The 24,163-nt window shown below is 69.8% G+C and carries 25 protein-coding genes; 8 read left to right on the top strand and 17 right to left on the bottom strand.

Going from position 1 to position 24,163, the window contains the following annotated elements; genetic code table 11:
* Positions 1-17 precede the first annotated feature (17 nt).
* The 7 genes from ABWV53_RS12750 to ABWV53_RS12780 form a co-directional block, all read right to left on the bottom strand.
* On the bottom strand, positions 18-1,202 hold the full coding sequence (locus ABWV53_RS12750) for an acyl-CoA dehydrogenase family protein (RefSeq protein ID WP_353366397.1): 1,185 nt from the start codon (positions 1,200-1,202) through the stop codon (positions 18-20).
* Positions 1,203-1,320: 118 nt separating this feature from the next.
* Positions 1,321-2,172 (bottom strand): enoyl-CoA hydratase family protein, encoded by an 852-nt coding sequence (locus ABWV53_RS12755; RefSeq protein WP_353366399.1) that lies wholly within the window; start codon positions 2,170-2,172, stop codon positions 1,321-1,323.
* A complete protein-coding gene (locus ABWV53_RS12760) occupies positions 2,169-2,774 on the bottom strand; it encodes a MarR family winged helix-turn-helix transcriptional regulator (RefSeq protein ID WP_353366401.1) in 606 nt (201 codons plus the stop codon). Before ABWV53_RS12760 ends, ABWV53_RS12755 begins: the two co-directional genes overlap by 4 nt.
* A 52-nt stretch (positions 2,775-2,826) precedes the next feature.
* Positions 2,827-3,621 carry an SDR family NAD(P)-dependent oxidoreductase gene (locus tag ABWV53_RS12765; RefSeq protein ID WP_353366403.1) on the bottom strand — a complete coding sequence of 265 codons (795 nt, stop codon included), beginning with the start codon at positions 3,619-3,621 and terminating at the stop codon, positions 2,827-2,829.
* Positions 3,621-5,984 carry a bifunctional salicylyl-CoA 5-hydroxylase/oxidoreductase gene (locus ABWV53_RS12770; RefSeq protein ID WP_353366405.1) on the bottom strand — a complete coding sequence of 788 codons (2,364 nt, stop codon included), beginning with the start codon at positions 5,982-5,984 and terminating at the stop codon, positions 3,621-3,623. The genes ABWV53_RS12765 and ABWV53_RS12770 overlap by 1 nt, the downstream gene beginning before the upstream one ends.
* A 433-nt stretch (positions 5,985-6,417) precedes the next feature.
* A complete protein-coding gene (locus ABWV53_RS12775) occupies positions 6,418-6,702 on the bottom strand; it encodes a helix-turn-helix domain-containing protein (RefSeq protein WP_353366407.1) in 285 nt (94 codons plus the stop codon).
* Between the two features lie 20 nt (positions 6,703-6,722).
* Complete coding sequence (locus ABWV53_RS12780) at positions 6,723-6,908, bottom strand: DUF2256 domain-containing protein (protein WP_353366409.1); 186 nt, start codon at positions 6,906-6,908, stop codon at positions 6,723-6,725.
* A 110-nt stretch (positions 6,909-7,018) separates the two neighbouring features.
* Between ABWV53_RS12780 and ABWV53_RS12785 the strand changes: the two genes are divergently transcribed.
* The 3 genes from ABWV53_RS12785 to ABWV53_RS12795 are packed head-to-tail and all read left to right on the top strand — an operon-like array spanning position 7,019 to position 7,938.
* Positions 7,019-7,240 carry a hypothetical protein gene (locus ABWV53_RS12785; RefSeq protein ID WP_353366411.1) on the top strand — a complete coding sequence of 74 codons (222 nt, stop codon included), beginning with the start codon at positions 7,019-7,021 and terminating at the stop codon, positions 7,238-7,240.
* 21 nt (positions 7,241-7,261) lie between these two features.
* A complete protein-coding gene (locus ABWV53_RS12790) occupies positions 7,262-7,537 on the top strand; it encodes a DUF3253 domain-containing protein (RefSeq protein ID WP_353366413.1) in 276 nt (91 codons plus the stop codon).
* Between the two features lie 59 nt (positions 7,538-7,596).
* Positions 7,597-7,938, top strand: coding sequence for a hypothetical protein (locus tag ABWV53_RS12795; RefSeq protein ID WP_353366415.1), 342 nt, complete (start codon positions 7,597-7,599; stop codon positions 7,936-7,938).
* Here ABWV53_RS12795 and ABWV53_RS12800 read toward each other — a convergent pair.
* From ABWV53_RS12800 to ABWV53_RS12835, 8 genes are all read right to left on the bottom strand, one after another.
* Entirely contained in the window at positions 7,860-10,604 is a 2,745-nt protein-coding gene (locus tag ABWV53_RS12800; RefSeq protein WP_353366417.1) for an excinuclease ABC subunit UvrA, read from the bottom strand. The two genes, ABWV53_RS12795 and ABWV53_RS12800, sit on opposite strands and share 79 nt — an antisense overlap.
* Positions 10,605-10,741: 137 nt before the next feature.
* Positions 10,742-10,984, bottom strand: a complete 243-nt coding sequence (locus tag ABWV53_RS12805) for a hypothetical protein (protein WP_353366419.1) — start codon at positions 10,982-10,984, stop codon at positions 10,742-10,744.
* Between the two features lie 119 nt (positions 10,985-11,103).
* Positions 11,104-12,384, bottom strand: a complete 1,281-nt coding sequence (locus ABWV53_RS12810) for a TRAP transporter large permease (RefSeq protein ID WP_353366421.1) — start codon at positions 12,382-12,384, stop codon at positions 11,104-11,106.
* A complete protein-coding gene (locus tag ABWV53_RS12815; RefSeq protein WP_353366423.1) occupies positions 12,381-12,962 on the bottom strand; it encodes a TRAP transporter small permease in 582 nt (193 codons plus the stop codon). Before ABWV53_RS12815 ends, ABWV53_RS12810 begins: the two co-directional genes overlap by 4 nt.
* Before the next feature lie 93 nt (positions 12,963-13,055).
* On the bottom strand, positions 13,056-13,499 hold the full coding sequence (locus ABWV53_RS12820; RefSeq protein WP_353366425.1) for a type II 3-dehydroquinate dehydratase: 444 nt from the start codon (positions 13,497-13,499) through the stop codon (positions 13,056-13,058).
* A gap of 23 nt (positions 13,500-13,522) precedes the next feature.
* The gene (locus ABWV53_RS12825) at positions 13,523-14,524 is read right to left on the bottom strand and encodes a TRAP transporter substrate-binding protein (RefSeq protein ID WP_502903878.1); all 1,002 of its coding nucleotides are present in this window, start codon (positions 14,522-14,524) and stop codon (positions 13,523-13,525) included.
* Between the two features lie 207 nt (positions 14,525-14,731).
* Positions 14,732-16,882, bottom strand: a complete 2,151-nt coding sequence (locus ABWV53_RS12830) for an outer membrane protein assembly factor BamB family protein (protein ID WP_353366427.1) — start codon at positions 16,880-16,882, stop codon at positions 14,732-14,734.
* A gap of 29 nt (positions 16,883-16,911) precedes the next feature.
* Positions 16,912-17,952, bottom strand: a complete 1,041-nt coding sequence (locus tag ABWV53_RS12835) for a ThuA domain-containing protein (protein ID WP_353366429.1) — start codon at positions 17,950-17,952, stop codon at positions 16,912-16,914.
* Positions 17,953-18,228: 276 nt separating this feature from the next.
* Here ABWV53_RS12835 and ABWV53_RS12840 point away from each other — a divergent pair, with 276 nt between their 5' ends.
* Positions 18,229-19,011, top strand: coding sequence for an IclR family transcriptional regulator (locus ABWV53_RS12840; RefSeq protein WP_353366431.1), 783 nt, complete (start codon positions 18,229-18,231; stop codon positions 19,009-19,011).
* An 84-nt stretch (positions 19,012-19,095) separates the two neighbouring features.
* On the opposite strand, the gene ABWV53_RS12845 is transcribed toward ABWV53_RS12840, so the two are convergent.
* On the bottom strand, positions 19,096-20,343 hold the full coding sequence (locus ABWV53_RS12845) for an extracellular catalytic domain type 1 short-chain-length polyhydroxyalkanoate depolymerase (protein ID WP_353366433.1): 1,248 nt from the start codon (positions 20,341-20,343) through the stop codon (positions 19,096-19,098).
* A 17-nt stretch (positions 20,344-20,360) separates the two neighbouring features.
* Positions 20,361-20,783, bottom strand: coding sequence for a ribbon-helix-helix domain-containing protein (locus ABWV53_RS12850; RefSeq protein WP_353366435.1), 423 nt, complete (start codon positions 20,781-20,783; stop codon positions 20,361-20,363).
* A 232-nt stretch (positions 20,784-21,015) separates the two neighbouring features.
* Between ABWV53_RS12850 and ABWV53_RS12855 the strand changes: the two genes are divergently transcribed.
* From ABWV53_RS12855 to ABWV53_RS12870, 4 genes are all read left to right on the top strand, one after another.
* Entirely contained in the window at positions 21,016-21,405 is a 390-nt protein-coding gene (locus ABWV53_RS12855) for a hypothetical protein (protein WP_353366437.1), read from the top strand.
* Between the two features lie 62 nt (positions 21,406-21,467).
* Positions 21,468-22,346 carry an alpha/beta fold hydrolase gene (locus ABWV53_RS12860; RefSeq protein WP_353366439.1) on the top strand — a complete coding sequence of 293 codons (879 nt, stop codon included), beginning with the start codon at positions 21,468-21,470 and terminating at the stop codon, positions 22,344-22,346.
* A gap of 89 nt (positions 22,347-22,435) precedes the next feature.
* Complete coding sequence (locus tag ABWV53_RS12865) at positions 22,436-22,987, top strand: hypothetical protein (RefSeq protein WP_353366441.1); 552 nt, start codon at positions 22,436-22,438, stop codon at positions 22,985-22,987.
* Between the two features lie 251 nt (positions 22,988-23,238).
* Entirely contained in the window at positions 23,239-24,135 is an 897-nt protein-coding gene (locus ABWV53_RS12870; protein WP_353366443.1) for a LamG domain-containing protein, read from the top strand.
* Positions 24,136-24,163 lie beyond the last annotated feature (28 nt).

The raw sequence follows: 24,163 nt of genomic DNA on the forward strand, positions 1-24,163 counted from the left end.
GCGGTCAGCCAGCGGCGTCAGCCGGCCGCGGCCGCATCGGCCGGCGCGCTCCACGCCCGCAGCAGGTCGCGCGCGATGATGAGCTGCTGCACCTCGGTGGCGCCTTCGTAGATGCGCAGCGAGCGGATCTCGCGGTAGAGGCGCTCCACCGGCTGCTCGCTCACCACGCCCAGGCCGCCCCAGATCTGCACCGCCATGTCGATCACCTGCTGCGCGTTCTCGGTGGCGGTGAGCTTGGCCATCGCCGCCTCGCGGGTCACGTTGTGGCCCTGGTCGCGCATCCAGGCGGCGCGGTAGGTGAGCAGCGCGGCGCTGTCGATCATGGTGGCCATCTGCGCCAGCTTGGACTGCGTGAGCTGGAAGTCGGCCAGCACGCCACCGAACATGCGGCGCCGCGTGGCGCGGGCCAGGGCTTCATCCAGCGCCCGGCGTGCGAAGCCCAGCGCGGCGGCCGCCACCGAGGTGCGGAACACGTCCAGCGTGCGCATAGCGATCTTGAAGCCCTCGCCCGCCGCGCCGATGCGCTGCGCGGCAGGAATGCGGCACTGCGTGAAGCGCAGGCGCGCCAGCGGGTGCGGGGCGATCACCTCGATGCGCTCGGCGATCTCGAAGCCGGGCGTGCCGGCGTCGACGATGAAGGCGCTGATCCCTCGGGCTCCAGGGGCTTCGCCGCTGCGGGCGAAGACCACGTAGAAGTCGGCGATGCCGCCGTTCGAGATCCAGGTCTTCTCGCCGTCCAGCAGGTAGTCGCCGCCCTCCGCTTGCTGATGCGCCGTGCAGGCCAGGGCCGCCACGTCGGAGCCCGCTTCGGGCTCGGACAGCGCGAATGCGGCGATGGCCTCGCCCCCCGCCACGCGGCCCAGGTAGCGGGCGCGCTGCCCGTCGCTGCCGGCCAGCGAGATCGCGCCCGAGCCCAGCCCCTGCATGGCGAAGGCGAAGTCGGCCAACCCGGCATGGCGCGCCAGCGTCTCGCGGATCAGGCAGATGGCGCGGGTGTCGATGGCGTCGCCCGCCTCGGCGGCCACCGCGTGTCGCAGCCAGCCGGCCGCGCCCAGGCTGCGCACCAGGGCGCGGCAGGCGTCGTCCACGTCGCGGCCGCGGGCGTCGGTGACGTGCCGCGTCGCCCAGGCGTCCAGGCTGCGGGCCAGGTCGCGGTGGCGCTCATCGAAAAACGGCCAGTCGAGATAGCGGGTGTCGCTCATGAGGTTTCCTTGCCGGGCGGCGTGTGGACGGCGAATTTCTGCATCAAATCAGGCTCCAGCGCTTGTTCCATAAGCGCCAGTAGCTATTCTTTTTATAGCATCTGCAAGCAGGGCAGGCTCAGTGGCCCTCGAACACCGGCCGGCGCTTGTCCACGAAGGCGCGGTAGGCGCGCTCGAAGTCGCCGGTCAGCATGCAGAGGGCCTGGGCCTGGGCTTCGGCCTCGATGGCCTGGTCCACCGTCATGGCCCATTCCTGGTGCAGCATGGTCTTGGTGATGCCGTTGGCGAAGGTGGGGCCGGCCACGATGTCCTGCGCCAGCTGGTGCGCCTCGGCCAGCAGCGCGTCGGGCTCGCACAGCCGGTTGAAGAAGCCCCAGCGCTCGGCCTCGTCGCCCGGCAGCGAACGGCCGGTGTAGAGCAGCTCCGACGCCCGCCCCTGGCCGACGATGCGCGGCAGGATGGCGCAGGCGCCCATGTCGCAGCCGGCCAGGCCCACGCGGTTGAAGAGGAAGGCCGTCTTGCTGCGCGCCGTGCCCAGGCGCAGGTCCGACGCCATGGCCATGATTGCGCCGGCCCCGGCGCACACGCCGTCGATGGCCGCGACGATGGGCTGCGGGCAGTGGCGCATCTCGGACACCAGAGCGCCGGTCATGCGGGTGAACATCAGCAGCTCGGGCGCCTTCAGCTGCACCAGCGGGCCGATGATTTCATGCACGTCGCCGCCCGAGCAGAAGTTGCCGCCCGCGCCCTGCAGCACCACGGCGTGCACGTCGGTGGCCTGGCGCAGGCGGTGGAACAGGTCGCGCAGCTCGGCATACGAATCGAAGGTGAGCGGGTTCTTGCGCTCGGGCCGGTTCAGCGTGATGGTGCCCACGCCGCCTTCCACCTGCCAGAGGAAGTGCGTGGCGACATGGCCCGCCAGCGTGGTGCGGTTGCCGGCGATGAGGGCGGGGTCGATGCGGTCGGTCATGGTGCGGTCTTCTTCGTGCGGGAAGGTGCGGATCGGGATGAGGCGGATCGGGATGGGGCGGTGTGTGGCGCGCCGGAATCGGCCGCCGCGCCAGGCTCGGAGGGCGGCGCCGGCTGCCCGGCGCCGTGCTGCGCGAGCCGCACCCGCAGCCGGCCCAGCTGGTCGTAGAGCTGTTCCTTGTCGGTGCCGCCCAGCCCCGCGAACATGGCGGTGAGCCAGGCTTCGTGCTCGGCGGCCATGGCGGCAAAGTCGGCGCGGCCCTTGGGGGTGAGCGCCACGCGCCAGGAGCGGCGGTCATCCGGGTCGTCCACCCGCGTGACCATCCCCTCCTTGGCCAGCTGGTCGGTGAGGCCGGTGATGTTGCCGCCCGTCACCATCAGGTAGCGCGACAGCGCGTTCATGCGCAGGCCTTCGGGGTGGCGCTGCAGCTGGGCCAGGTAGTCGAAGCGCGCCAGCGTGGTGCCAAAGCGCGCCCGCAGCCGCTGGCTGATCTGCTGCTCGATCTGCGTGCTGCAGGCCAGCAGCCGCAGCCAGATCTTCAGGTCGATGTGGTCGCCGGCCACCGCGCGGGCCTCGTGGCCGATGCAGTCGTCGGCCAGCATGGGCGCGGGCGATGGGCCGGGGGCAGGAACAGGAACAAGGCTGCGCGCCATCTCACATCACCTCGCCGCCCGAGACGGAGATCGACTGGCCGGTCACCGCCGCCGCACCGTCGCCGCAGAGCCAGGCCACCGTGTCGGCCACTTCGGCCGGCGACACCAGCCGCCCCTGCGGGTTGCCGCGCACGAACTCGGCCTGCGCCTGCTCGGCGCTGCGGCCGGTCTTGGCGGCGACGCGCTCCACGCTTTCGCGCACGATGTCAGTGTCGGTGTAGCCCGGGCACACCGCGTTCACGGTGATGCCCTTGGCCGCCAGCTCCAGCGCCAGGGACCGCGTCAGGCCGATCACGCCGTGCTTGGCCGCGGCATAGGCGGCCACATAGGCATAGCCGCGCAGGCCGGCGGTGCTGGCGATGTTGACGATGCGGCCCCGGCTGCCGGCCGGGCTTGACGCGGCGGCGGCCAGCAGGTCGGGCAGGGCTGCCTGGGTGCAGCGGAAGGTGCCCGTCAGGTTCACGTCCAGCATGCGCTGCCAGTGCGCGGCATCCATGCGGTGGAACGGCGTGCTCTCGGCCTGGCCCGCGTTGTTGACCAGGATGGCGACCGGCCCGGCCGCAGCGCGGGCGGCGGCGAAGGCCTGCGCCACGCTGGCGTCCGAGGTGATGTCGCAGGCCACCGGCATTGCCCGGGCGGCGCCCGGCAGCTCGGCCGCCAGCGCCTGCAGCGTGCCCAGGTTGCGGCCCAGCAGTGTGAGCACGGCGCCTTCGCCCGCCAGCCGCCGGGCGATGGCCGCGCCGATGCCGCGCCCTGCGCCGGTGATGACCGCATGGCGGCCTTGCAGGGACGCCATCAGTTCGCCTCCGCCTGTCGGGCGCGCTGCAGGGGCGACAGCGCGGCGGCCTGCGCGGCCATGGAGCGTTCGCGCTCCAGGTTGCGTTCCAGCTGCACCTTGCCGGCCTGGTACTGCCGGGGCCACTCCACCCCGAAGTAGCCGATGCGGGCCGCCTCGTTCAGCGTCCAGGCCGGGTTGGCCAGGTGCGGGCGGGCGACGGCGCAGAGGTCGGCCCGGCCGGCGGCGATGATGCCGTTGACGTGGTCGGCCTCGGAGATCGCGCCCACCGCCATCGTCGGAATGCCGGCTTCGTTGCGCACGCGGTCGGCGAAGGGCGTCTGGAACATGCGGCCGTAGACCGGCTTCTCCCGCTTGCTCACCTGGCCGGCGGAGCAGTCGATCATGTCGGCGCCCGCGGCCTTGAAGGCGCGGGCGATCTCGATGGCGTCGTCCGGCGTGATGCCGCCCTCCACCCAGTCGTGGGCCGAGATCCGCACCGACATCGGCTTGTCCTGCGGCCACGCAGCGCGCATGGCGGCGAACACCTCCAGCGGGTAGCGCAGCCGGTTCTCCAGCGAGCCGCCGTAGTCGTCGGTGCGCTGGTTGGTGAGCGGCGAGATGAAGCTGCTGAGCAGGTAGCCGTGCGCGCAGTGCAGTTCGAGCCAGTCGAAGCCGGCCTCGTCGGCCCAGCGGGTGGACTGCACGAATTCGCCGCGCACCCGGTCCATGTCCGCCCGCGTCATGGCGCGCGAGGTGTCGCTCACGCCCTCCAGATACTGCTGCGGGGAGGCGGAGACCAGCGGCCAGCGCTCGCCTTCGGGCAGCGGCTGGTCGATGCCGTCCCACGCCGGCCGCGTGGCGCCCTTGGCGCCGGCATGGCCGAGTTGGAGGGCCATCTTCGCGCTGCCGTGGGCATGCGCGAAATCGACGATGCGCTTCCAGCCATCGCGCTGCGCTTCATTCCAGAGGCCCGGGCAGCCAGGGGTGATGCGGGCGTCGGGCGAGGGGCAGGTCATCTCGGCGAAGACCAGGCCGGCCCCGCCCAGGGCGCGGGCGCCCAGGTGCATCAGGTGGTAGTCGGCGGGCAGGCCGTTGGTGCACGAATACTGGGCCATGGGCGAGACCACGACCCGGTTCTTCAGCGTGACGCCGCGCAGCGTGAACGGCGTGAACATGGGCGGCACGGCGCGCCGGTCGGGCCGGCGCTGCGGCAGGCCCGCCTGCTGGGCGATCCAGTCCTCGTAGCGCTCCACGTAGCCGGCATCGCGCAGCCGCAGGTTCTCGTGGCTGATGCGCTGGCTGCGCGTGAGCAGCGAATAGGCGAACTGCTCGGGCGGCAGGCTGGCGTAGCGGTCCACGTTCTCGAACCACTCCGTGGAGTTGCGTGCCGCGTTCTGGATGCGCAGCACTTCTACGCCGCGCACCGCCTCGTACTCGGCGAGCGCGGCGGCCAGGTCGCCCGGCTGGCGACCGATGCAGCGGGCCAGCTCGATCGCGTCTTCCAGCGCCAGCTTGGTGCCCGAGCCGATGGAGAAGTGCGCGGTATGGGCCGCATCGCCCATCAGCACCACCGGCGCATGGCCGTTGTGGTGCACCCAGCGCTGGCAGATCACGCGCGGAAAGCGGATCCACTGAGCCGAGCCGCGCAGGTGGCTGGCGTTGGAGATCAACGCATGCCCGCCCAGGTGGCGGGCGAAGAGCCGCTCGCAGAAGGCGATCGCCTCTTCCTTGTCCATCGTGTCCAGCCCGGCGGCGCGCCAGACCTTCTCGGGCGCCTCGACGATGAAGGTGGAGGTGTCGTCGTCGAAGCGGTAGGCATGCGCCTGGAACCAGCCGTGCTCGGTCTTCTCGAAGGCGAAGGTGAAGGCGTCGAACAATTGGTGCGTGCCCAGCCAGACGAAGCGGCACAGGCGCAGGTCGATGTCGGGCTGGTAGGTGGCGGCGTACTTCGTGCGGATGCGGCTGTTGAGGCCGTCGGCGGCGATGACCAGGTCGGCGTCGGCGTAGTCCTCGTCGCTTTGCACGTCGGTCTCGAACACCAGCTGCACACCCAGCGCCTCGCAGCGGGCCTGCAGGATGTTGAGCAGGCGCTTGCGCCCGATGCCGCAAAAGCCGTGGCCGCCCGAGCGCACCGTCTGTCCGTGGATGTGCACGTCGATGTCGTCCCAATGGTTGAAGGCATCGAGGATCTGCGCGGCCGTGACCGGATCGGCCGCCTGCAGGTTGCCGAGCGTCTGGTCGGAGAACACCACGCCCCAGCCGAAGGTGTCGTAGGGGCGGTTGCGCTCGACGACGCGGATGTCGTGGACCGGGTCCTGCAGCTTCATGAGCAGCGCGAAATACAGCCCCGAGGGGCCCCCGCCGATGCACACGATCTTCATGGCCTGCCGCCTTCCCGAGTTCAGAAGCGGTCAGTTTGGTTCTCAATAGTTTAGTTGTCAACTAAATGGGTACCCGCAGAAACCCGGGGGCGGGACGGTGCCGGTCAGCGCCACGGCGCTGCGTGCGGCAGCACGGACCGCGAAGCGAACCTTCAGAACGTGTTGACGATCTCGCAGGGGATCGCGTTGGAGCGCAATCGGGATGAGTGGATGCTTCGGATGCGCCGCATGGGCTCGTGCCCATGCAAGCAGCCGGGGCGTCAAAACTCGTTGCCATGGCCCGATTTCGCTCCAACCCGAAGGGCAGCGGTGTGGGCGGGCGGTCTGCGGCGTTGCGGCGCTTGTGGATAGCCGTGCTATTCACTGCGCACCGCGCCTTGCAGCCCACCCGCCCACACCGCTGCGCGACCCCTGGGAGATCGTCAACACGTTCTCAGGAAGCGGCGTTGGCGGCGGCGGGCGATCCGCCAGCGTTCGGGCGGCACGTCACCTCGACGCCGTACAGCGCCAGCAGCCCCAGCACATGGCCGATCGCCACGCCGGGCTCGCCCGCCTCGACGCGGCCGATGGTCTGCACATGCACGCCCAGCCGGGCGGCAGCGGCCGACTGCCCCTCGCCCGCGGCCAGGCGCGCCTGCCGGGCTGCGGCGCCCAGAGCGCGGATGGCGGCGAGGGCCTCGCCGGAAATGTCTACCGATACACGTTTGCCTTGAGCCATGGCGCGATTCTGACCGGGCTTCAGCCCTTGTGGCGCCGGCAGCGGTCGGAGCAGTACTTGACCTCTTCCCAGTTCCGGGCCCAGCTGCGGCGCCAGGCCATGGGCAGGCCGCAGGCGGCGCAGAGCTTGCTGGGCAGGCCGGCCTTGTTGCCGGCATGCGAGGTGCGGTTGCCGTCTGCGGCGGAAGAAGATTTGCCCTGGGCCATGGGCGGATGGTATCCCGTCCCACAGCACACGCCGCCTGCTGCCCACCCCAGCGCCACGGAGGTCAGGGTCTGATGGGCGTCACGTTCAACACCCCTCGGGAGCCGACCGCATGAGCACCTCGCACCGCAAGAAAAAGAAGAAGACCAGCCGCGCCAGCCCCTGGAACAAGCGCAACCCGAAATCCGCCCAGCGCAGCAAGCGCCTGACACCGGCGCAGAAGGCGACCGCCAGACGCCGCGCGAAGAAGGCGGGCCGGCCGTATCCGAACCTGGTGGACAACATGCACGTGGCGGCGAAGTCGTCCAAGTCCAAGTCCAAATCCAGGTCCTGACCATCCTCCACTTTCGCGCCAATGACCGCCGCACTTTCCACGCCCCCGCAGGCCGCAGTGAAGGCGCGCATCTTCTCGCTGCTGGACGAGCGGCAGCCAGGCGCGACCATCTGCCCCTCCGAGGTCGCCCGTTCTTTCGCCGGGCCCGGCGACCCCTGGCGTGAATGGATGCCGCACATCCGCGAGGTGGCGCAGGAGCTCGCGAGGGCCGGCCGCCTGCGCGTGACCCGGCAGGGTGTGCCGGTCGATGCCACCGCGCCGGGCGGCCCGATCCGGCTGGGCAGGATGGACAAGTGACGCGGCGGGGCACGGATGGGTCGGATACGGAGGCGAAGGGCGCCGCGCAGCCCCATCCCGTGACTCCGGACGGCCGCTACTTCGTGGTGCGCGGCCGGTTGTGGCGCATGGCCGACCCTTCCCTGGCGGAAGGCGAGCGCGGCACGCTGGTACGCCAGCTCATGGCCGCCCGGCGGGCATTGCGCGGGCACGGCACCGAGGAAGACCGGGCCGCCGCACGGGGCGCGGTGCAGCGCACCAAAGAAGCGCTGGGCGAGCGTGGCCCGGTCTGGTGGACGGACGGAGCGCCGGACGAGAACCGCAAGCTGGTGCGCAATTCGTCCTATGCCGCCTGGGGCCGCTCGGCCGGCGTCGCGGACGCACCGCCCGCCGGAGCGGGCCGCAAGGCGCAAGCCAGGTAGGGGGCGGTGCGCGAGGCCGCATGCCGTGCCACCTCTTGCGGCGTGCCGGCCACGACGATACGACCGCCCTCCTCGCCCGCGCCCGGTCCCATGTCGATGACCCAGTCGCTCGAGGCGGCGAAGTGCATGTCGTGCTCCACCACGACGACGGTGTTGCCGGCCTGCACCAGCGCGTCCAGCTGCGCCAGCAGCCGGTCCACGTCGGCCGGATGCAGCCCGGTGGTGGGCTCATCCAGCACGTAGAGCGTGTGGCCGCGCTGGGTGCGCTGCAGCTCGGTGGCGAGCTTGATGCGCTGGGCCTCTCCGCCCGACAGTTCGGTGGCCGGCTGGCCCAGCCGCAGGTAGCCGAGGCCGATGCCTTGCAGCACCTGCAGCGGCCGCAGCACGGAGGGCTCGCCCGCGAAGGCCTCGCAGGCGGCGTCGACGGTGAGGTGCAGCACGTCGGCGATGGTGAGCCCGTGCCAGGTGATGGCCAGCGTGTCGGGGTTGTAGCGTGCGCCGTGGCATGTAGGGCACGGCGCGTACACGCTGGGCAGGAACAGCAGCTCCACGCTCACGAAGCCTTCGCCTTCGCAAGTCGGGCAGCGGCCCTTGGCGACGTTGAAGGAGAACCGCCCGGCGTCGTAACGCTTCCTGCGCGCTGCCGGCGTGGCGGCGAACAGCTTGCGCACGGCGTCGAACAGCCCGGTGTAGGTGGCGAGGTTCGACCGTGGCGTTCGGCCGATGGGCTTCTGGTCGACCTGCACCAGCCGCCCCACCCGATCGGCGGCGCCGCCCAGCCGCCCGCGCGTGGGGACCGCAGTGTCGTCGGCGCCGCCGGCGCCCGGGTCGTCGTCGCCCGCGGCGGCATCCGGCGGGCCGCCCGCCAGCGTTTCGTCGCCGGCGGGCGATGCGTCGTCGCCCAGGCGCTCCGCCACGAGTTCCAGCAGGGCATGGCTGACCAGGCTCGACTTGCCGGAGCCGGAGACCCCGGTCACCGCCGTGAGGCAGCCGAGCGGGAAGGCGGCGTCCACCCCGCGCAGGTTGTGGCGGTGCACGTCCTCCAGCGTCAGCCAGTCTTGCGGCAGGCGCGGCGCGCGGCGCGGCCGGTCGGCGGCACCTTCGAAAAGGTAGCGGCGCGTCTGCGACGCAGCCACGTCGGCCAGGCCCTGCGGTGGGCCGCTGTAGAGCACCCGGCCGCCGCGCTCGCCCGCCTCGGGCCCCACGTCCACCAGCCAGTCGGCGCGCTGCATGGTGGCCACGTCGTGCTCCACCACGAAGATGGAATTGCCCGCCGCCTTCAGCCGCTGCAGCGCCGTCAGCAGGGCTTCGGTGTCGGCGGGGTGCAGCCCGGCGGAGGGCTCGTCCAACACGTAGACCACGCCGAAGAGCTGGGATGCGAGCTGGGTGGCGAGCCGCAGCCGTTGCAGCTCACCCGGCGAGAGCGTGGGCGTGGCGCGGTCGAGCGACAGATAGCCCAGGCCCAGGTCGGTCAGTGCACGGATGCGGCCCAGCAATTCGGCGGCGATGCGCTGGGCCGCGATCTGCTTTTCGGCCGAATGCGAGGGCGTGCGCCGCACGTCGGGCGCGGCGGCGTGGGCCGAGCCACCGGCCGCCACTCGGGCGGCGGTGGCGCGGTCGCGCGCGGCGCGGGGCAGCGGCTCGTCGCCGCCGGGTGGGGCGCCGCCGCCCGCCTTCCCTTCGGCCACCGGCTGCAGCACGCTCGCCAGGGCCGCCAGCGGCAGGTGCGTGAAGTCGCCGATGTCCAGGCCCTGGAAGGTGACGGACAGCGCCTCGGGCTTGAGCCGCTTGCCGTGGCACACGGGGCACGGCGTGCCCACCATGAAGCGCGAGACCTTGCGCTTCATCATCGCGCTCTGGCTGGTGGCGAAGGTGTGCATGACGTAGCGGCGCGCGCCGGTGAAGGTGCCCATGTAGCTGGGCTGCTGCTTCGCCCGCCGCGCACGGCGCGCCTCCTGCAGCGTGAAGCCGGCATACACCGGCACGGTGGGCTGCTCGTCGGTGAAAAGGATCCAGTCGCGGGTCTTCTTCGGCAGGTCTCGCCAGGGCACGTCGATGTCGTGCCCCAGCGTGGTGAGGATGTCGCGCAGGTTCTGACCCTGCCAGGCGCTGGGCCAGGCGGCGACGGCCTTCTGCCGAATGGTCAGCGAGTCGTCGGGCACCATCGAGGCTTCGGTCACTTCGTAGATGCGGCCCAGCCCGTGGCAGTGCGGGCAGGCGCCCTGGGGCGTGTTGGGCGAGAAGTCTTCCGCATACAGCATGGGCTGGTGCGCGGGATAGTGCCCGGCGCGCGAATACAGCATGCGCACCAGGCTGGAGATCGTCGTGACGCTGCCCACCGAAGAGCGCGCCGTGGGCGTGCCGCGGTTTTGCTGCAGCGCGACGGCGGGCGGCAGTCCGTCGATGGCGTCGACCTGCGGCACGCCGACCTGGTCGATCAGCCTGCGGGCGTAGGGAGCGACCGACTCGAAGTAGCGCCGCTGCGCCTCGGCGTAGAGGGTGCCGAACGCCAGCGACGACTTGCCGGAACCGGAGACGCCAGTGAACACCACGACGGCATTGCGGGGAATCTCGACATCGACGTTGCGCAGGTTGTGTTCGCGCGCGCCGCGCACCCGGATGAAGCCGCCCGCAGCAGGGTTGGAGGGGTCGCGGGCGCAATTCATGCGTGGGGGATGCAGCGGCGATGGAACGGGCGAGCGGGTTGGCGGTGGGGCGAGGTGCGTTCGCCACCGACCGGCCGGGAGCCCCGTGGTGCGGCAGGGCCCGCAGGGGGCAGCGCCTTGGCGGGGCCGGCCACGGCTCAGCGCTGCGGCGGCTCGGACTGCGCGGGCACCGCGACGTGCGGCGACTCGGTGCCGTAGCTGCTGGCCGGGTCGTAGATCTTGTCGCGCCACATGAAGGCCACCGCCGCGACGACGATGGCCGCCACCGCCACCGCCGTGCCGATCACCCCGATGCTGGGCGCGCGGTGCTTGGTCTGGGCGGCGTGGGGCTTTTCACTGAGCGGGGCGTCCGGTCCGGACAGGGGCTTGGTGGCGGGCATGGCATTCTCTCCTGGAGCTGAAGGTCCCAAGGTAACCACGCCCTGCCCCAGCGCCTGTCGGACAAGTTGGAAGCTGGTGTCAGCCAATCGTCTGCACGTGCCCCACGGCGCACCAGCCGTCACCCGGCGAACCAGCGCGCCGGCACCGTCACCAGGGCGGGGAAGAGGACCATCAGGAACATGACACCGAACTCGGCGGCCATGAACGGCAGCACGCCCCGCGTCACATCGTCCATGCGCATCCTGCCGACCCCGGCGACGACGTTCAGCACCACGCCCACGGGCGGGGTGATGAGCCCGATGGAGTTGTTGATGATGAACATCACGCCGAAATAGACGGGGTCGATCCCGGCCGCGTTCACCACCGGCATGAGCACCGGCGTCAGGATGAGGATGGTCGGCGTCATGTCCATGGCGGTGCCCACGGCCATGACCAGGAACATGATCGCCATCATCAGCAGGATCTTGTTGCCCAGGAACGGCTGCAGCATGCCGACGACCTTCGCCGGCAGGTCGGCCACGGTGATGAGCCAGGCACTGACCATGGCGGCGGCGATCAGCAGCATCACCACGGCGCTGGTCTTGGCGGCGGTGACGAACACGGCATAGAGCGCCTTGAACGACAGCTCCCGGTAGATCACGGTGGCCACGAAGAAGGCATAGACCGCCGCCACCACGGCGGCTTCGGTGGGCGTGAAGACACCCATGCGCAGCCCCACCAGGATGATCACCGGCAGCAGCAGCGCCCAGCCGGCGTCGCGGGCGGCCTTCCAGATCTCGGCTGCCGACTTGCGCGCCGGCGGCTGAAGCCTTTCGTGGCGCACCAGCCAGGCCCAGGTGACCCAGAGCGCGCCCCCGATCAGCAGCCCGGGCACGATGGCCGCGAGAAACAGCTTGGAGATCGACACGTTGGCCGCCACGCCGAAGATGACCAGCCCGATGCTGGGTGGAATGACGGGACCGATCACGCCGGTGGCGGCGATCAGCCCGCCCGAGCGGCGCTTGTCGTGGCCGGCCGCCACCATCATGGGTAGCAGCAGGGCCGACAGGGCGGCGGCGTCGGCCACCGCCGAGCCCGACAGCGCGGACAGCAGGCAACCGGCCATGATCGTGACGTAGCCCAACCCCCCGCGGACGTGGCCGACCAGCGCGAGTGCCAGGTTCACGATGCGTCGGGACAGGCCTCCCACGTTCATGATCTCGCCGGCCAGCATGAAGAAAGGCACGGCCAGCAGCGGGAAACTGTCGGCGCCGCCCACCAGGTTCTGCGCGAGGATCTGCGCATCGAAGAGGTCGAGCTGCCACATCAGCGCGACCCCGCTGGCCAGCAGGGCGAATGCGATGGGCATGCCGATGGCCATGGCCAGCAGCAACGAGCCCAGGAAGACGGCGATGGTCATCGCGCACCTCCCTGGGAGCCTGCTTCGCGGCCAGCCGCAGACGCGGGCGGCAGCACCTGCGCCAGCACGGCCGCCTCTTCCGATTCCTGGATGGTGATCAGTTCGTCATCCGACAGGCGGCCGGTCACCACCCTCAGCAGGTTGCCCAGCAGCAGTACGGCGGCCCCGACGGCGAACACCAGGGACGCGAGATAGATGATGGCCATCGACGCCCCGGTGACCGGCGCGGTGACCTCCCGGTTGATCTCGATCTGCGACAGGCTGCCGTCGGCCAGCAGCCACAGGATGTAGAGCATCACGCCGTGGCTGGCCACCAGGCAGAACTTCCTGCCCGCGGGGGGCAGCTTCGACACCACCATGTCCACGCCCAGGTGCGAATTCTCCTTGAGCGCGACCACGGCACCGAGGAAGGTGATCCAGATGAACAGCCATCTCGACACCTCCTCCGACACGGTGATGCCGGAATTGAATCCGTAGCGCAGCACCACGTTGCCGAACACCAGTACCACCATGACGGCAAGGCATGCCGCCAGCAGGGCCTCGATGGCCTTGCAGATTCCGTCGATCCAGACACGCATGGAAAAACCTTCAGTGTGAAATGCCCGGGCGGAGGGTCGGCGCGGACCGCGTCGCGCAGGCGCTGGCGGGGCCCGCCCCCGGGACGCCCTCGATCAGGCTGCCGCGCCCTGCACGATGTCGCGCAGCGCGCGCAAAGCCGCCAGGTACGAGTGCGGGCCCAGGCCCTGGACCGTGCCCCTCACCGCCGGCGAGATGATGGAGTGCACCCGCCAGGCCTCGCGCGCGGCGATGTTGGACATGTGCACCTCGACCACCGGGAAAGGCATGGCCTTGATCGCATCGTGCAGGGGCACCCCATGCTGCGTGAGGCCCGCCGGATTCACCAGTGCGCCTTGCGCGCTGTCGATGTGCTGGTGCAGGAAGTCGATCAGCACGCCCTCGTGGTTCGACTGCAGGATGGCCACCTCGATCTCCAGCTCGCGGGCGAGCGCTTCGATCCGGGTATTGATTTCGGCCAGGGTGGTGGTGCCGTAGATGTGCGGCTCGCGCCGGCCGAACAGGTTCAGGTTCGGGCCGTGAAGGACTAGGATTTTCATGGACATGGCAACGGCGTCGCGGATCAGGGCTTCAGGATGCGGCCGAGCTCTTGGTTGTAGAGCTTGACGATCGCGGGGTCGTACTGGGTGGAGAATTTCTCGACCACGGGCCGGGCCACCTCGCGCATGCGCGCCTGCTCCTTGGCGCTCACGTCGTTGAATTGAGCGCCCTTGGCCTGCAGCTCTTCCACCGCCTTCCTGGCGGCCGCGCGGCTCGCCTGGCGCTGGTAGCCGCGCGATTCATCGGCGGCTTCCTGCATCCACTTCTGCTCAGCGGGCGTGAGCTGGTCCCAGAACTTCTTGCTGACCAAAATGATGTTGGCCGCGTATACGTGGTTGGTGGCGCTGACGAACTTCTGCACTTCGTAGAACTTGTTGGACAGGATCACGGCGAAAGGGTTTTCCTGGCCGTCGACCGCCTTGGCCTCCAGCGCGCCGTACAGCTCGGCGAAGGGCATGGGCACCGGGTTGGCCCCGAACGCGCGGAACGTCTCGAGGAACACAGGGTTGGGGATCACGCGGATCTTGAGACCGCGCAGGTCCTCGGGCTGCTGGATGGCGTGCTTGCTGTTGGTGACGTTGCGAAAGCCGAGGTCCCAATAGCCCAGCGCCACCAGGCCGCGTTTGGGCAGCTGCTCGATGAGCGCCTTGCCGAGCGGCCCGTCCAGCAGGGCGTCGGCCTGCTCGAAGTTGCTCACGGCGAACGGAAAGTCCAGCAGGCCGAATTCCTTGACGATGCCCGCCAGCGACGTGGTGGCCGGCGAATACATCTGCTGCACGCCGCCCTGCAGCGCCGATTGCTGCTGCTGCTCCGTGCCCAGTTGATTGGCGGGAAATTCCTGCACCTTCATCTTGCCGCCGCTCTTGGCAGCAAGCGATTCGGCGAACCGCTTCACTCCCAGGCTGACCGGGTGGTCGGTATTGTTCAGATGGCCGAATCGGATGACCCGCTCGCTCTGGGCGAATACGGGCGCGACGAAGGCGGCACACATGGCACAGGCCAGCACGCGGCGAAACAGCTTCATGGAAGTCTCCTGGTTGTGAGTGGAACTGCAGTCATTCTATTTTTTGTGGAAATTGTTTCCACTATGGAAATCCCTTCCCCGGCTTGCCATCGTGCGCGTTGAAGACCGACGGCCGTGCCGTGCGACACGGCCGTCGGATCGGCACTGGCAATCAGGGCCACGCCCAACCCCGGAGCGGGGCCGGTGCCTGCCCCGCTCCGCTTCGCTTCAGTACACGACGATCTTCCCGGTGGGCCGGGGACTGAAGCAGTCGTTGTAAAAGTACTCGCCGGGCTGGTTGAAGGTGTATTGCGCGGACTGCCCCGGTGCCAGCCGGAAGTTGAACAAGCCTTCGAAGAACTGCGTGGCGCAATGCTCGTTGCGGTTGTCGGCCGGGTTCAGGAAGGTGACGGTCGTGTTCACCGGCACCCGCATCCAGGTGGGTGTCATGGCGTTGACGGCCGTGGACTCGGCCGTGCCCGGCGCGTTGGCACTCGTCTGGACCCGGGCCAGGACCACCGTGTTGCGCTGGGGCAGCGCGGCCCCTTCCACCGCCGTGCCCGATACCGGCCGCCGCACCTGCGGTGGCGTGGGCACCGCTGCCTGCGGCACCGTGCCGCCCACCTTGAAGGCCCAGAGGAAGTCGCCGCGAGGCGCGTCGCTGTACGGAATGGAGGTGCCGCCGGCATACACCGCGACGTACTGCTCGCCATCCACTTCATAGGCGATCGGGCTGGCGCTGATGGCCGCGCCGGTCTGGAAGCGCCACAGCTCGTTGCCGCTGTCCGCATCCAGGCCCAGCAGGTTGCCGTCCGGCTGGCCGATGAAGAGCAGGCCGCCCGCGGTGGAGAGGATGCCGTTGCCGTGGGCGAGGGAGTACGGCATGAGCTTCTTCCAGCGCACGAGGTTGGTGCTCGGGTCCACCGCGACGACGCCGCCCGTCATGTACGAGCCCGGCGGCCGCAGCCCATTGCTGGCCTCGGTCAGCGAATGCGCCGCGCCGACGAATCCCATCCCCGTGTAGACCAGCCCCGTCTGGGGGCTGAACGACTGGTGGTTCCAGTTGGCGCCGCCGCCGTGGCCGGGCATCGACAGGATGGGCACGTCCCAGTGCGGGTCGTAGAGGCAGCCGCGCGCGTAGTTGGGTACCGCGCGGTTCGGGTCGCCTGGCACCGCGGTGCCCAGGGTCTGGTCGGAAATGCAGGTCTCCGTCCAGGCGCCCTGGCGCGGAATGGGCTGGGTCGGCCAGGTCGCCTGCCGTGCGTCCTGCTTGACCGGCACTTCGTCGATGCCGAGCGGGGCGGTGCCGTCCTTGCGGTCGAGGATGTAGTACATGCCGGTCTTGCTGCCGTAGATGACGACCTTGCGCATCTGGCCGTTGATCGGCACGTCGGCCAGCACCGGGGACATCACGTTGTCCATGTCCCAGATGTCGTGGTGCACGGACTGGAAGTGCCACTTGTACGCACCGGTGGTGAGGTCGAGCGCGACGATGGAATTGGCGAACAGGTTCAGACCCGGCCGCTTGGAGCCGTCTTGCGACGAGCCTCCTCGCACGTTGCCGAACGTCCAGTACACCATGTTCAGCTCCGGATCGACCGCGGGGTGGATCCAGGGCGTGGCGCCCGTGCGGTCCGCCTCGGCGGCACCGCCCCAGGTGTCATGGCCTTTCTCGCCCGCGCGCGGAATGCCCCAGAAGACGTTCAGCACATTGCCGTTGCTGGCATCGGCGGAGAAGGCCGCGCCCCGGTTGCCGTCGTTGGTGCCGATGTGCAGGCGGCCGCTGTGGTAGACGATGGCCACCTTCTGCACCGCGCCGAGGTAATCGGGGTCGGTCGTCGCGGAGGGGTACTGCTTGATCCACGCCACCTCGCCCGTGGCCTGCTTGAGCGCCACCAGCCGGTTGCCGTTGGCCACGGTGTAGACCAGCCCCAGGTCCTTCGCCACGGCCACGCCGCGCCGGGTGATCACGCCGTAGGGCGTGGTCCACTTCCAGCGCGTGGCACCCGTCTTGCCATCCACCGCGATCACGTTGCCGGCGGCCGATTCGATGTAGATCACGCCGTCGACGGCGACCGTGGTGCTCTGGTTGGTGCCGGTGGTCGCGCCGCCCTCGATGCGGTTCAGCCAGGCGCCGCCGAGCTGGTTCACGCTACGCTTGTCCACCCTTGTGAGCGACGAGTAGTTCTGGTTCCCGAGGTTGCCGCCGACCTTCGGGAAGTCCTTGTCCCCGGGTGTGCAGCAGTCCTTGAGCAGGGCAGCGACGTCGCTGGCGGGAGCGCCACCGCCACCGCCGCTGCCGCCGCACCCGTAGAGCAGCGCCGGAATGGCCAGCACCGTGGCCGAGAGGGCGCCCAGTGCCCGGTAATGGGTTGTCATTGTGTGTTTCCTCTGGAGGTCGAGCGGGCTCAGTTGGCCGCAGTGGGCGTGCCGGACGTGCCGGACGTGCCAGGGGTGGCTGGGGCGGCGGCGGGCGCCGACGTGCAGAAGGGCAGCAGGCCCATGGTCGACTTCACGCCCTGCACCACCATCTTCTGGAAGGCGGCAGCGCCGGGACCGGTGGAGTTCGCCTGGAAGGAATGCGTGTTGTGGCCCAGCGTGGTGAGCCAGGCGCGTCCGCCGTCGTAGAACTGGCACCAGGCGACGGGGTGGAAGTCCTTGTGCCCCGGATGGGGCGCTGCCGTCAGCGGATTGAGCGTTGAGGTATCGACCTTGGCCAGAAACTTCACCCGCGTCGGGAACGGCGTGAGGTTGTACCACTCGTCCTGGAAGTCGAACCGGGCCTGCACGCCTTCGGTCGAGGGGTCCGGCTCCATGAGTTCCACCGTCCCGGCGCGGTTGGGGCCGTGGTTGTAGAAGTTGGCGTTGCCCAGCAAGCCCTCGTAGTAGGGCCAGTTGTACTCGGCGCCGAATGCGTTGTGCAGGCCGACGAATCCACCCCCGCGGCGCATGTAGTTGCGCAGTGCCGTGCGGGCGGCGTCATTGCCGGAGGTGACCGCCTCGTTCCAGAGCGTGTCGCGGTTCGAGCTGGCGAAGATCACCGTCTTGTAGTTGTTGATGCGGCTCGCGAGGACGGCCACGTCCTCCGTCCAGTCCGCGGCGATGCCCGCCTCTTCCATCATGCGCCTGAGCCCCGCCTGCATTATGTTGTCGGCATTCATCACCGGATTCAGGCCTGGGCCCATGGCGGTGCCCAGGTTGGCATGCCGGGGACCCGCGGTGCGCGAATAGATCAGCACGCGGTTGGGCGTGGAGGCGAAGGCGCCCCACTCGTTGTAGCACTTGGGGTCCAGGCCCCGGCACACGTTGTAGTAGGTGTCGAAGCTGGCGCCAGCCTCTGCCACTGCGGACGGGTCGTCGTCGCCACCCCCTCCGCCACAGCCACTCAATGACATCGCGAGCAAGGTCGCCGTGACGGCGGCGCCTGCAGCTGAACGTTGGAATTTCAAGATGGTCTCCTTGCATGGGGTGATGACGGACACGTCGTCCCGCCGGCGACGGGATGGGAGCGAATCGAAGCGACGAAGGATCTGCACTGCTGCCGTCGGATCTGCCCGGCGGGCGCCGGCGGCTGCCATCCGGGCGGAGCAGGCGAGGCGGCCATCCCTCCGTCAGGATGGGCAAATGCTATTCCTAGTGGAAATCAATTCCACTATGGAAATCCCTTCCTTTTTATGTATTGGCGCGCAGTTAAACTGCCGCCATAACAGACCACGGAGAGTCCTATGAGCGGAGTGCTGGAGCGGGGATTTCAGGTGTTGGAGCGCCTGTCGGCTCACCCCGGGGGCTGCGCGCTGTCCTCGCTCGCCACCGAGCTGAAGATTCCGCTGAGCGCCACGCACCGCCTGCTGGCGGAGCTGATCCGGCTGGGGTATGTGCGGCAGTCGCCGGGCGACGGGCAGTACGTGCTGACCATCAAGCTGGTGTCGATGGGGCTTTCCTTCCTCAGCAGCTCCGGCATCGTGGACATCGCCCAGCCGCTGCTGGACGACCTGGCGCTCGCCAGCGGCGAGCTGGTGCGCCTGGCCGTGGTCGACGGGGACGACCTGATCTTCGTCGCGAAGTCGCAGGGCGCCACCAAGGGCCTGCGCTACGACCCGGACATGGGCTTGTCGGTCGCGCTGTCATGCAGCGCGGCGGGGCACGCGTGGCTTTCCACCATGACGGACGACGACGCCCTGGCCGTGCTGGCCAGGAAGGGCCTCGCGTCGCCCCAGGACCATGGTCCCAAGGCGCCGACCACCCTGAAGGCCGCCATGGCCTGCGTGGCGGCGGCCCGTCGCCGCGGTTTCAGCATGATCACCGAGATGTTCGCCCCGGGCATGACCGCCATGGCCGCGCCCGTCTTTGGCGACAAGCGCGCGGCCATCGGTGTGGTCACCATTGCCGGGCCCCTCGTGCGCCTGACCCCCGAGCGGATGGAAGCGCTGGGTCCGCAGCTGCTGCTGGCCGCAAACAACGTCGCGCGCGCCAGCGGGGCCTCCCAGATGTTCAAGAAGGTGGCCTGAGCGCGAGAAGTTTGCGCTGCGCCTGGCATGGCGCCGCGCCCGGCATGGGGCCGGCAGGCCGCCCCGGAACGCACGGAGCGAAGGTCAGCGGGCTCGCGGGTGCTCAAGGAAGAACCGCAGCATTTCCGCGCTCGCATCCACGCCGCCCGGGTGCGTGTAGCTGCCCGCCGCGCTGCCGCCCGACCAGGCATGGCCCGTGCCGTGCAGCTTCCAGTACTCGACCGTGGTCCCGCCACCCGCATCGGTATAGAGGGTGCGGGTGTGCCGGTCGCCCCGGCCGGATCTGCCCTGGGTGGCCTCGGACGCCCCCCGCCGCCCAGCGCGCCCCTGGGCGGCATCGGCCGCCTGGCTGCCTGCCTGGGCGATGGCCGCGCCATTGCTCACATGCACCGTGGTGTCGGCATCGCCGTGGAACACGATGGTGGGGACCGGGGCGCGCTGCCCTTCCGCACGCCCGGGGCCACGCACCGGGGACGGCCCGCTTCGCATGACCGACAGCGCCGACGCCACATCCGCCGCGCAGCCCTGCGGCAGCCCGGAATGCACGCCGACGGCGGCGAACACGTCGGGATAGCACTGGCCCATGATGTCCGCCATGGCGCCGCCGGCCGAGAGGCCCGCCACGTAGATCCGTGCCGGATCGATGGAATGCGCGGCGCAGACTGACTGCACCAGTGCCGCGATGGCGGCGGGCTCGCCCCGGCCGCGCTGCTGATGCTGCGGCTTGAACCAGTTCCAGCATTGCTGTGCGTTGTCGCGCTGCGCCTGCTCGGGGTAGAGCACTGCCACGCCGCGATCGCGTGCCAGCCGGTTCATCTGCGTGCCGGCGGCGAAGTCGTCCGCGTTCTGCGTACAGCCATGGAGCATCACCACCAGGGGCCGCGGCGACGCGGCGGCCGTGCCAGCCGTGGCAGCGGGTTCGGGCGGCAGGTAGAGGCGGTAGGCCAGCGTGCGGCCGCGGTGCGTGAAGCTGTCACGCAGCCAGCGCTCGCCAGTCCCGCCCACCCCGCCAGTCGCGCCACCCGGCGTGCTCGAGGCAGTGGCGCCGCGAGCGGTGCCCGCGGGGGCAACCCCGGGGGAACGGGCCGGCGCTGCCGGCTCGTCGTCGTCGATGACGCGGGTCAGGCCGTCGAGCACCCAGGGCGACCCCTGTTCAGCCACCGAAGCCGGCCCCTGCGCCGCAGGCTGCGCGGCCGGTGGCTGCACGGCTCCTGGAGCCAGCCCGGCGTCGCGCAGGGCGCGCTGGATGACCTCGGTGGCCTCGGCCAGGCGGCCGGCGCGGGTGGACCGGGCGGCGTCGTCCATCCACTGCGAGAAGAATTGGTGGTTCATGGCGGGCTTTCTTGAATTCAATGAATGCGTGCGGCGAGCGCTGCCTTGACGGCACTGCTGGCCTGCAGCGACCCCAGCACGTGGATGGACTCGATCGTGGCCAGCGCCAGCTCGGGCGTCACCTCCGGGTCGATGGTGGCGAGACCCAGCACGCGGATCTGCAAGCGCTGGCCGGCGGAGCGGGCCGCCTCCAGATCGGCGGCGCTGAAATGCTGCAGCCCCAACACCAGCATCTTGCGCGCCACCACCTGCCTGAGCGCGTCGGCGTGCACCGCCAGCTGATTGCGGATCGCCGTGCGGATGAAGTCCGTCCGGTTGCCATAGAAGCTTTCGGCAACCAGCAGGTCGATCTGCCCCAGGTCGACATAGCCCAGGTTGATGGTGATCTTCTCGGAATCGCCGGCCCTGCCCGGGCGGCTGACTGCAGCGGTATTGTTCATTTGGACCATCCTTTTTACATCCACATACCATCCAGATGGATGGCGAAATCGACTTTGCAAGGGGTCATCAAGAGTTTGGATGGGGCCGGAGCGAATGCCCCGCTGTCCGGCACCGCGCATCGCCGGTCGGAATGCCGGCGCCCTCACCGCCTTCCGTTCGACCGCGAGCCTCTAGACTGCACTCCGCCGCGCTCTTCACCCAGCGGCGCCTTTCACTGCAGACCTCGACTCCGTGCATTCCCCGCCTGACTACCCACCGACCCGCCGGCCACGCAAGCGCTGGCTTGTGCCGCTGGCGGCCGTCCTCGCAATCGCCGTGCTGCTGATGGCCTTCCGCACATGGACGGACCGGCAGTTCGGCGCCCCCATCGCGCAGGACTACGCGGCCTTCCTCGACACCCTGGCGAGCGGCTCGCCACGGGCCAGGGCCTATCGCGCTTCCTACCTCCACCATTTCGCGCGGCCCACCGTCGCCGCGCGCCATTTCGAGCAGGTCTGCGCGACCATGCTGCGGATGGCCGAGTCGGACGGGTGGGTGGTGCCCAGCCACACGGCCGCCATGGCGCGGGGTTGCCGCCAGCACCAGCGGCGCTACGGCGGCGACGCCCTGCCCCGGGATTGATCGGCGGCGGCACGCCCGGTCCGGGTCGGCATCGACCCGCGCCCTGGTGTGAGAATGGGACGATGAGCCCTTCGACCTCTTCCTTCTTCGTCTCCGACGCGGACGGCACCCGCGTCGCCACCTCCACCTGGGCCGACGTCGCCGGCACGCCGGCCGGCGTGGTGCAGATCGCCCACGGCCTGGCCGAGCACGGCGAGCGCTACGGCCGCTTCGCCCAGGCGCTCAACGCCGCCGGCTTCATCGTCCACGCCGTGGACCACCGCGGCCATGGCCGCACGGCCGGGGAGCGGCTGGGCGACTTCGGCGCTGCCGGCTTCGGCGGGCTGATCGCCGACGTGGCCCAGTTCGGCGCCCTGCTCGGCGCCCGGCATCCGGGCCTGCCGATCTTTCTCTTCGCGCATTCGATGGGCTCTTTCGCCGCCCAGGCCGCCATGCTCGACCACGCATCGGTCTGGTCCGGCGTCGTGCTGTCGGGCTCGACCGCACTCGACCTCTTCGCCGCCGATCTGGCCAACCCGCCACCGGACGCGCCGGCGGGCCTCGCCGCGCTCAATGCCGGCTTCGCGCACCGCACGGGCTACGAATGGCTGTCGCGCGACGCGGCGGAGGTCGACGCCTACATGGCCGACCCCTGGTGCGGATGGGAGGTGCCCGCCGACGTCTTCCCCGCACTGCTCGCCCCGGCGCCCCGCCTGACCGACCCACGGCAGCTCGCGCGCATCCGCGCCGACCTGCCGGTGCTCATCGCCTCGGGCGACGCGGACCCGCTCGCAGCCGGCGGCGAGCGGCTGCGCGTGCTGGCCCAGCGCTACCGCGACGCCGGGCTGGCGGATGTGGCCGTTAAGCTCTACCCCGGCGCCCGCCACGAAATCGTGAACGAGACGCACCGGGACGAGGTGACGGCGGACATCGTGGCGTGGATGCGGGCGCTGCTTCGATAGGGAGGTTTGAAGGCAGCTGGCGCCAGCGACCTCGCAAAACCCCTGGCGCCGCAAGCTCGGTGCAAGCGTGCGCCCATACCATCGGGCGCATGCACCCCATTCCGCATGCCGCACTTCTCTGCGCCCTCGCCTGGTCGGCGATGTCAGCCACCGCGCAGGTCTACCGCTGCGGCAATACCTACACGCAAGAGCCTTGCAAGGGCGCCCGGGTGATCGACACCGCGCCGCCCGTGACCAGCCACGGCAGCGCATCGCCCCCGGGAAGGCAGAAGATCTATCTCTGCAGCAGCAAGGGCGGCGGGCAGTTCTGGGCGCAGCAGCACTGTCACCAGCACGATGCGTGGATCGAACGGACGGAAACCGTGCCCAGCGGCATTGGCTGGGATGAGCAGGTCCGCATCGCACGCTCGCAGCGCGATGCCACCGCGGCGCTGCTGGCGCCGCCCCCCGTCACGTACGACACCGCGCCAATGTCCCAGCCCGCGCCTGCGCCCGGCCGCCGCGAGGCTTGCGCGTCGCTGGACGATCGGGTCAAAAGCCTGGACAGCATGGGCCGTGCGGGCAGTCTGCACTACGACCTCGACTGGGTCCGGCGCGAGCGCAAGTCGGCAAGGGATGAACAGTACCGGCTTCGCTGCTGAAAGCCCGCCGGGGAGGCGCCGCCTACAGCCGGCACGCGTCCCCGCACGAGACCCGGCAGCACGGCGGTGTTGCAACGAGCCTTGATCGCCGCGAAGATTCGATAGCCAAAGCGAATGTCAAAGAGTTATTCTCGCCCTGCGCGAAACCGCCGGCGCGCCGCTCTCCGAGAATGACTGGCAGACATCCCGATGCGATGCCCCCAGTGGCCGCGCATCTTCGCTAGGCGGTTGCCGACAGAAGGATTGTGTTCATGACCTCGATCTTGAAGCTTCGATGGCTGGCCCTGTGGTGGGCCTTGGTCTTGTGCCTGGGCACGGGCGCCCACGCCCAACCCGCCGGTGCCAACAACGCCCTGTCTTTCGACGGAGTGGACGACCGTGTCGTCATGGCGTCCCTGCCAACCCCGTTTCAAAACCTCGCCGGCAGCGACTTCACCGTGCTGACCTGGATTCGACCCAGCGGCACGGCCAACTTTCGGCGGGTGCTGTTCGCCCAGCAGAACAACAGCAATTTCTTCTCCATTGCCGTCAATACTGGCAACACGCTCTATGCCTATGTCGTCGTCAACGGCACGACCTACTCCGTGGTCACGTCCGGCTCGATTCCCGCGGGCGCGTGGTCACACGTTGCCGTGGTCTGGAAATCGTCCAGCCAGTCGGTGAGCATATTCATCAACGGCATCCAGGCCGCCACGAGCAGCGGCGGCTCCAGCTCGACCGGCACAGATGGCATCATGACGCTCGGGGCGCGCTCGGATGGAGCGCAGTTTTTCCCAGGCAGTCTGGACCGGCTGGCCATCTACCCCTCCGCGCTGGCCGACCTTCAGATCCGGCAGGCGCAGTGCAACGACTATCCCGCCGGGGCCACCAACTCCTATGCTTTCGACCAAGGTACGGCCAACGGCAACAACGCCGGGGTGACCACGCTGACGGACGGCGGCTCGGCCCCGCAAGCCGGAACGTTGCAGAATTTTGCCCTGACCGGCACCACGTCGAATTGGGTGGATTCCACCGCTGGCGTGCCGTGCATCGTGCCAGGGTCCGGCACCCCGACCCCTGTCCCCTCGCTGGGCCCCTGGGCCTTGATCGGCCTGGCCGGCTGCCTTGCGATGTGCGCCATGGGAGGATTGAGGACACGGCGGCGGTAACGGCAGCCGCGGCGGCCGCCCGCGAGGC

It is taken from the genome of Acidovorax sp. FG27 (assembly GCF_040365715.1).
GTDB lineage: Bacteria > Pseudomonadota > Gammaproteobacteria > Burkholderiales > Burkholderiaceae_C > Paracidovorax.

What these genes read in the sequence shown, in the direction of transcription:
- ABWV53_RS12820 (WP_353366425.1), bottom strand. Translation starts at nt 13,499, where the DNA reads ATGAAAATCCTAGTCCTTCACGGCCCGAACCTGAACCTGTTCGGCCGG.
- ABWV53_RS12860 (WP_353366439.1), top strand. Translation starts at nt 21,468, where the DNA reads ATGAGCCCTTCGACCTCTTCCTTCTTCGTCTCCGACGCGGACGGCACC.
- ABWV53_RS12845 (WP_353366433.1), bottom strand. Translation starts at nt 20,343, where the DNA reads ATGAACCACCAATTCTTCTCGCAGTGGATGGACGACGCCGCCCGGTCC.
- ABWV53_RS12780 (WP_353366409.1), bottom strand. Translation starts at nt 6,908, where the DNA reads ATGGCCCAGGGCAAATCTTCTTCCGCCGCAGACGGCAACCGCACCTCG.
- ABWV53_RS12750 (WP_353366397.1), bottom strand. Translation starts at nt 1,202, where the DNA reads ATGAGCGACACCCGCTATCTCGACTGGCCGTTTTTCGATGAGCGCCAC.
- ABWV53_RS12815 (WP_353366423.1), bottom strand. Translation starts at nt 12,962, where the DNA reads ATGCGTGTCTGGATCGACGGAATCTGCAAGGCCATCGAGGCCCTGCTG.
- ABWV53_RS12865 (WP_353366441.1), top strand. Translation starts at nt 22,436, where the DNA reads ATGCACCCCATTCCGCATGCCGCACTTCTCTGCGCCCTCGCCTGGTCG.
- ABWV53_RS12785 (WP_353366411.1), top strand. Translation starts at nt 7,019, where the DNA reads ATGAGCACCTCGCACCGCAAGAAAAAGAAGAAGACCAGCCGCGCCAGC.
- ABWV53_RS12760 (WP_353366401.1), bottom strand. Translation starts at nt 2,774, where the DNA reads ATGCTGGCCGACGACTGCATCGGCCACGAGGCCCGCGCGGTGGCCGGC.
- ABWV53_RS12850 (WP_353366435.1), bottom strand. Translation starts at nt 20,783, where the DNA reads ATGAACAATACCGCTGCAGTCAGCCGCCCGGGCAGGGCCGGCGATTCC.
- ABWV53_RS12825 (WP_502903878.1), bottom strand. Translation starts at nt 14,524, where the DNA reads ATGAAGCTGTTTCGCCGCGTGCTGGCCTGTGCCATGTGTGCCGCCTTC.
- ABWV53_RS12810 (WP_353366421.1), bottom strand. Translation starts at nt 12,384, where the DNA reads ATGACCATCGCCGTCTTCCTGGGCTCGTTGCTGCTGGCCATGGCCATC.
- ABWV53_RS12840 (WP_353366431.1), top strand. Translation starts at nt 18,229, where the DNA reads ATGAGCGGAGTGCTGGAGCGGGGATTTCAGGTGTTGGAGCGCCTGTCG.
- ABWV53_RS12775 (WP_353366407.1), bottom strand. Translation starts at nt 6,702, where the DNA reads ATGGCTCAAGGCAAACGTGTATCGGTAGACATTTCCGGCGAGGCCCTC.
- ABWV53_RS12755 (WP_353366399.1), bottom strand. Translation starts at nt 2,172, where the DNA reads ATGACCGACCGCATCGACCCCGCCCTCATCGCCGGCAACCGCACCACG.
- ABWV53_RS12770 (WP_353366405.1), bottom strand. Translation starts at nt 5,984, where the DNA reads ATGAAGATCGTGTGCATCGGCGGGGGCCCCTCGGGGCTGTATTTCGCG.
- ABWV53_RS12800 (WP_353366417.1), bottom strand. Translation starts at nt 10,604, where the DNA reads ATGAATTGCGCCCGCGACCCCTCCAACCCTGCTGCGGGCGGCTTCATC.
- ABWV53_RS12830 (WP_353366427.1), bottom strand. Translation starts at nt 16,882, where the DNA reads ATGACAACCCATTACCGGGCACTGGGCGCCCTCTCGGCCACGGTGCTG.
- ABWV53_RS12870 (WP_353366443.1), top strand. Translation starts at nt 23,239, where the DNA reads ATGACCTCGATCTTGAAGCTTCGATGGCTGGCCCTGTGGTGGGCCTTG.
- ABWV53_RS12765 (WP_353366403.1), bottom strand. Translation starts at nt 3,621, where the DNA reads ATGGCGTCCCTGCAAGGCCGCCATGCGGTCATCACCGGCGCAGGGCGC.
- ABWV53_RS12805 (WP_353366419.1), bottom strand. Translation starts at nt 10,984, where the DNA reads ATGCCCGCCACCAAGCCCCTGTCCGGACCGGACGCCCCGCTCAGTGAA.
- ABWV53_RS12790 (WP_353366413.1), top strand. Translation starts at nt 7,262, where the DNA reads ATGACCGCCGCACTTTCCACGCCCCCGCAGGCCGCAGTGAAGGCGCGC.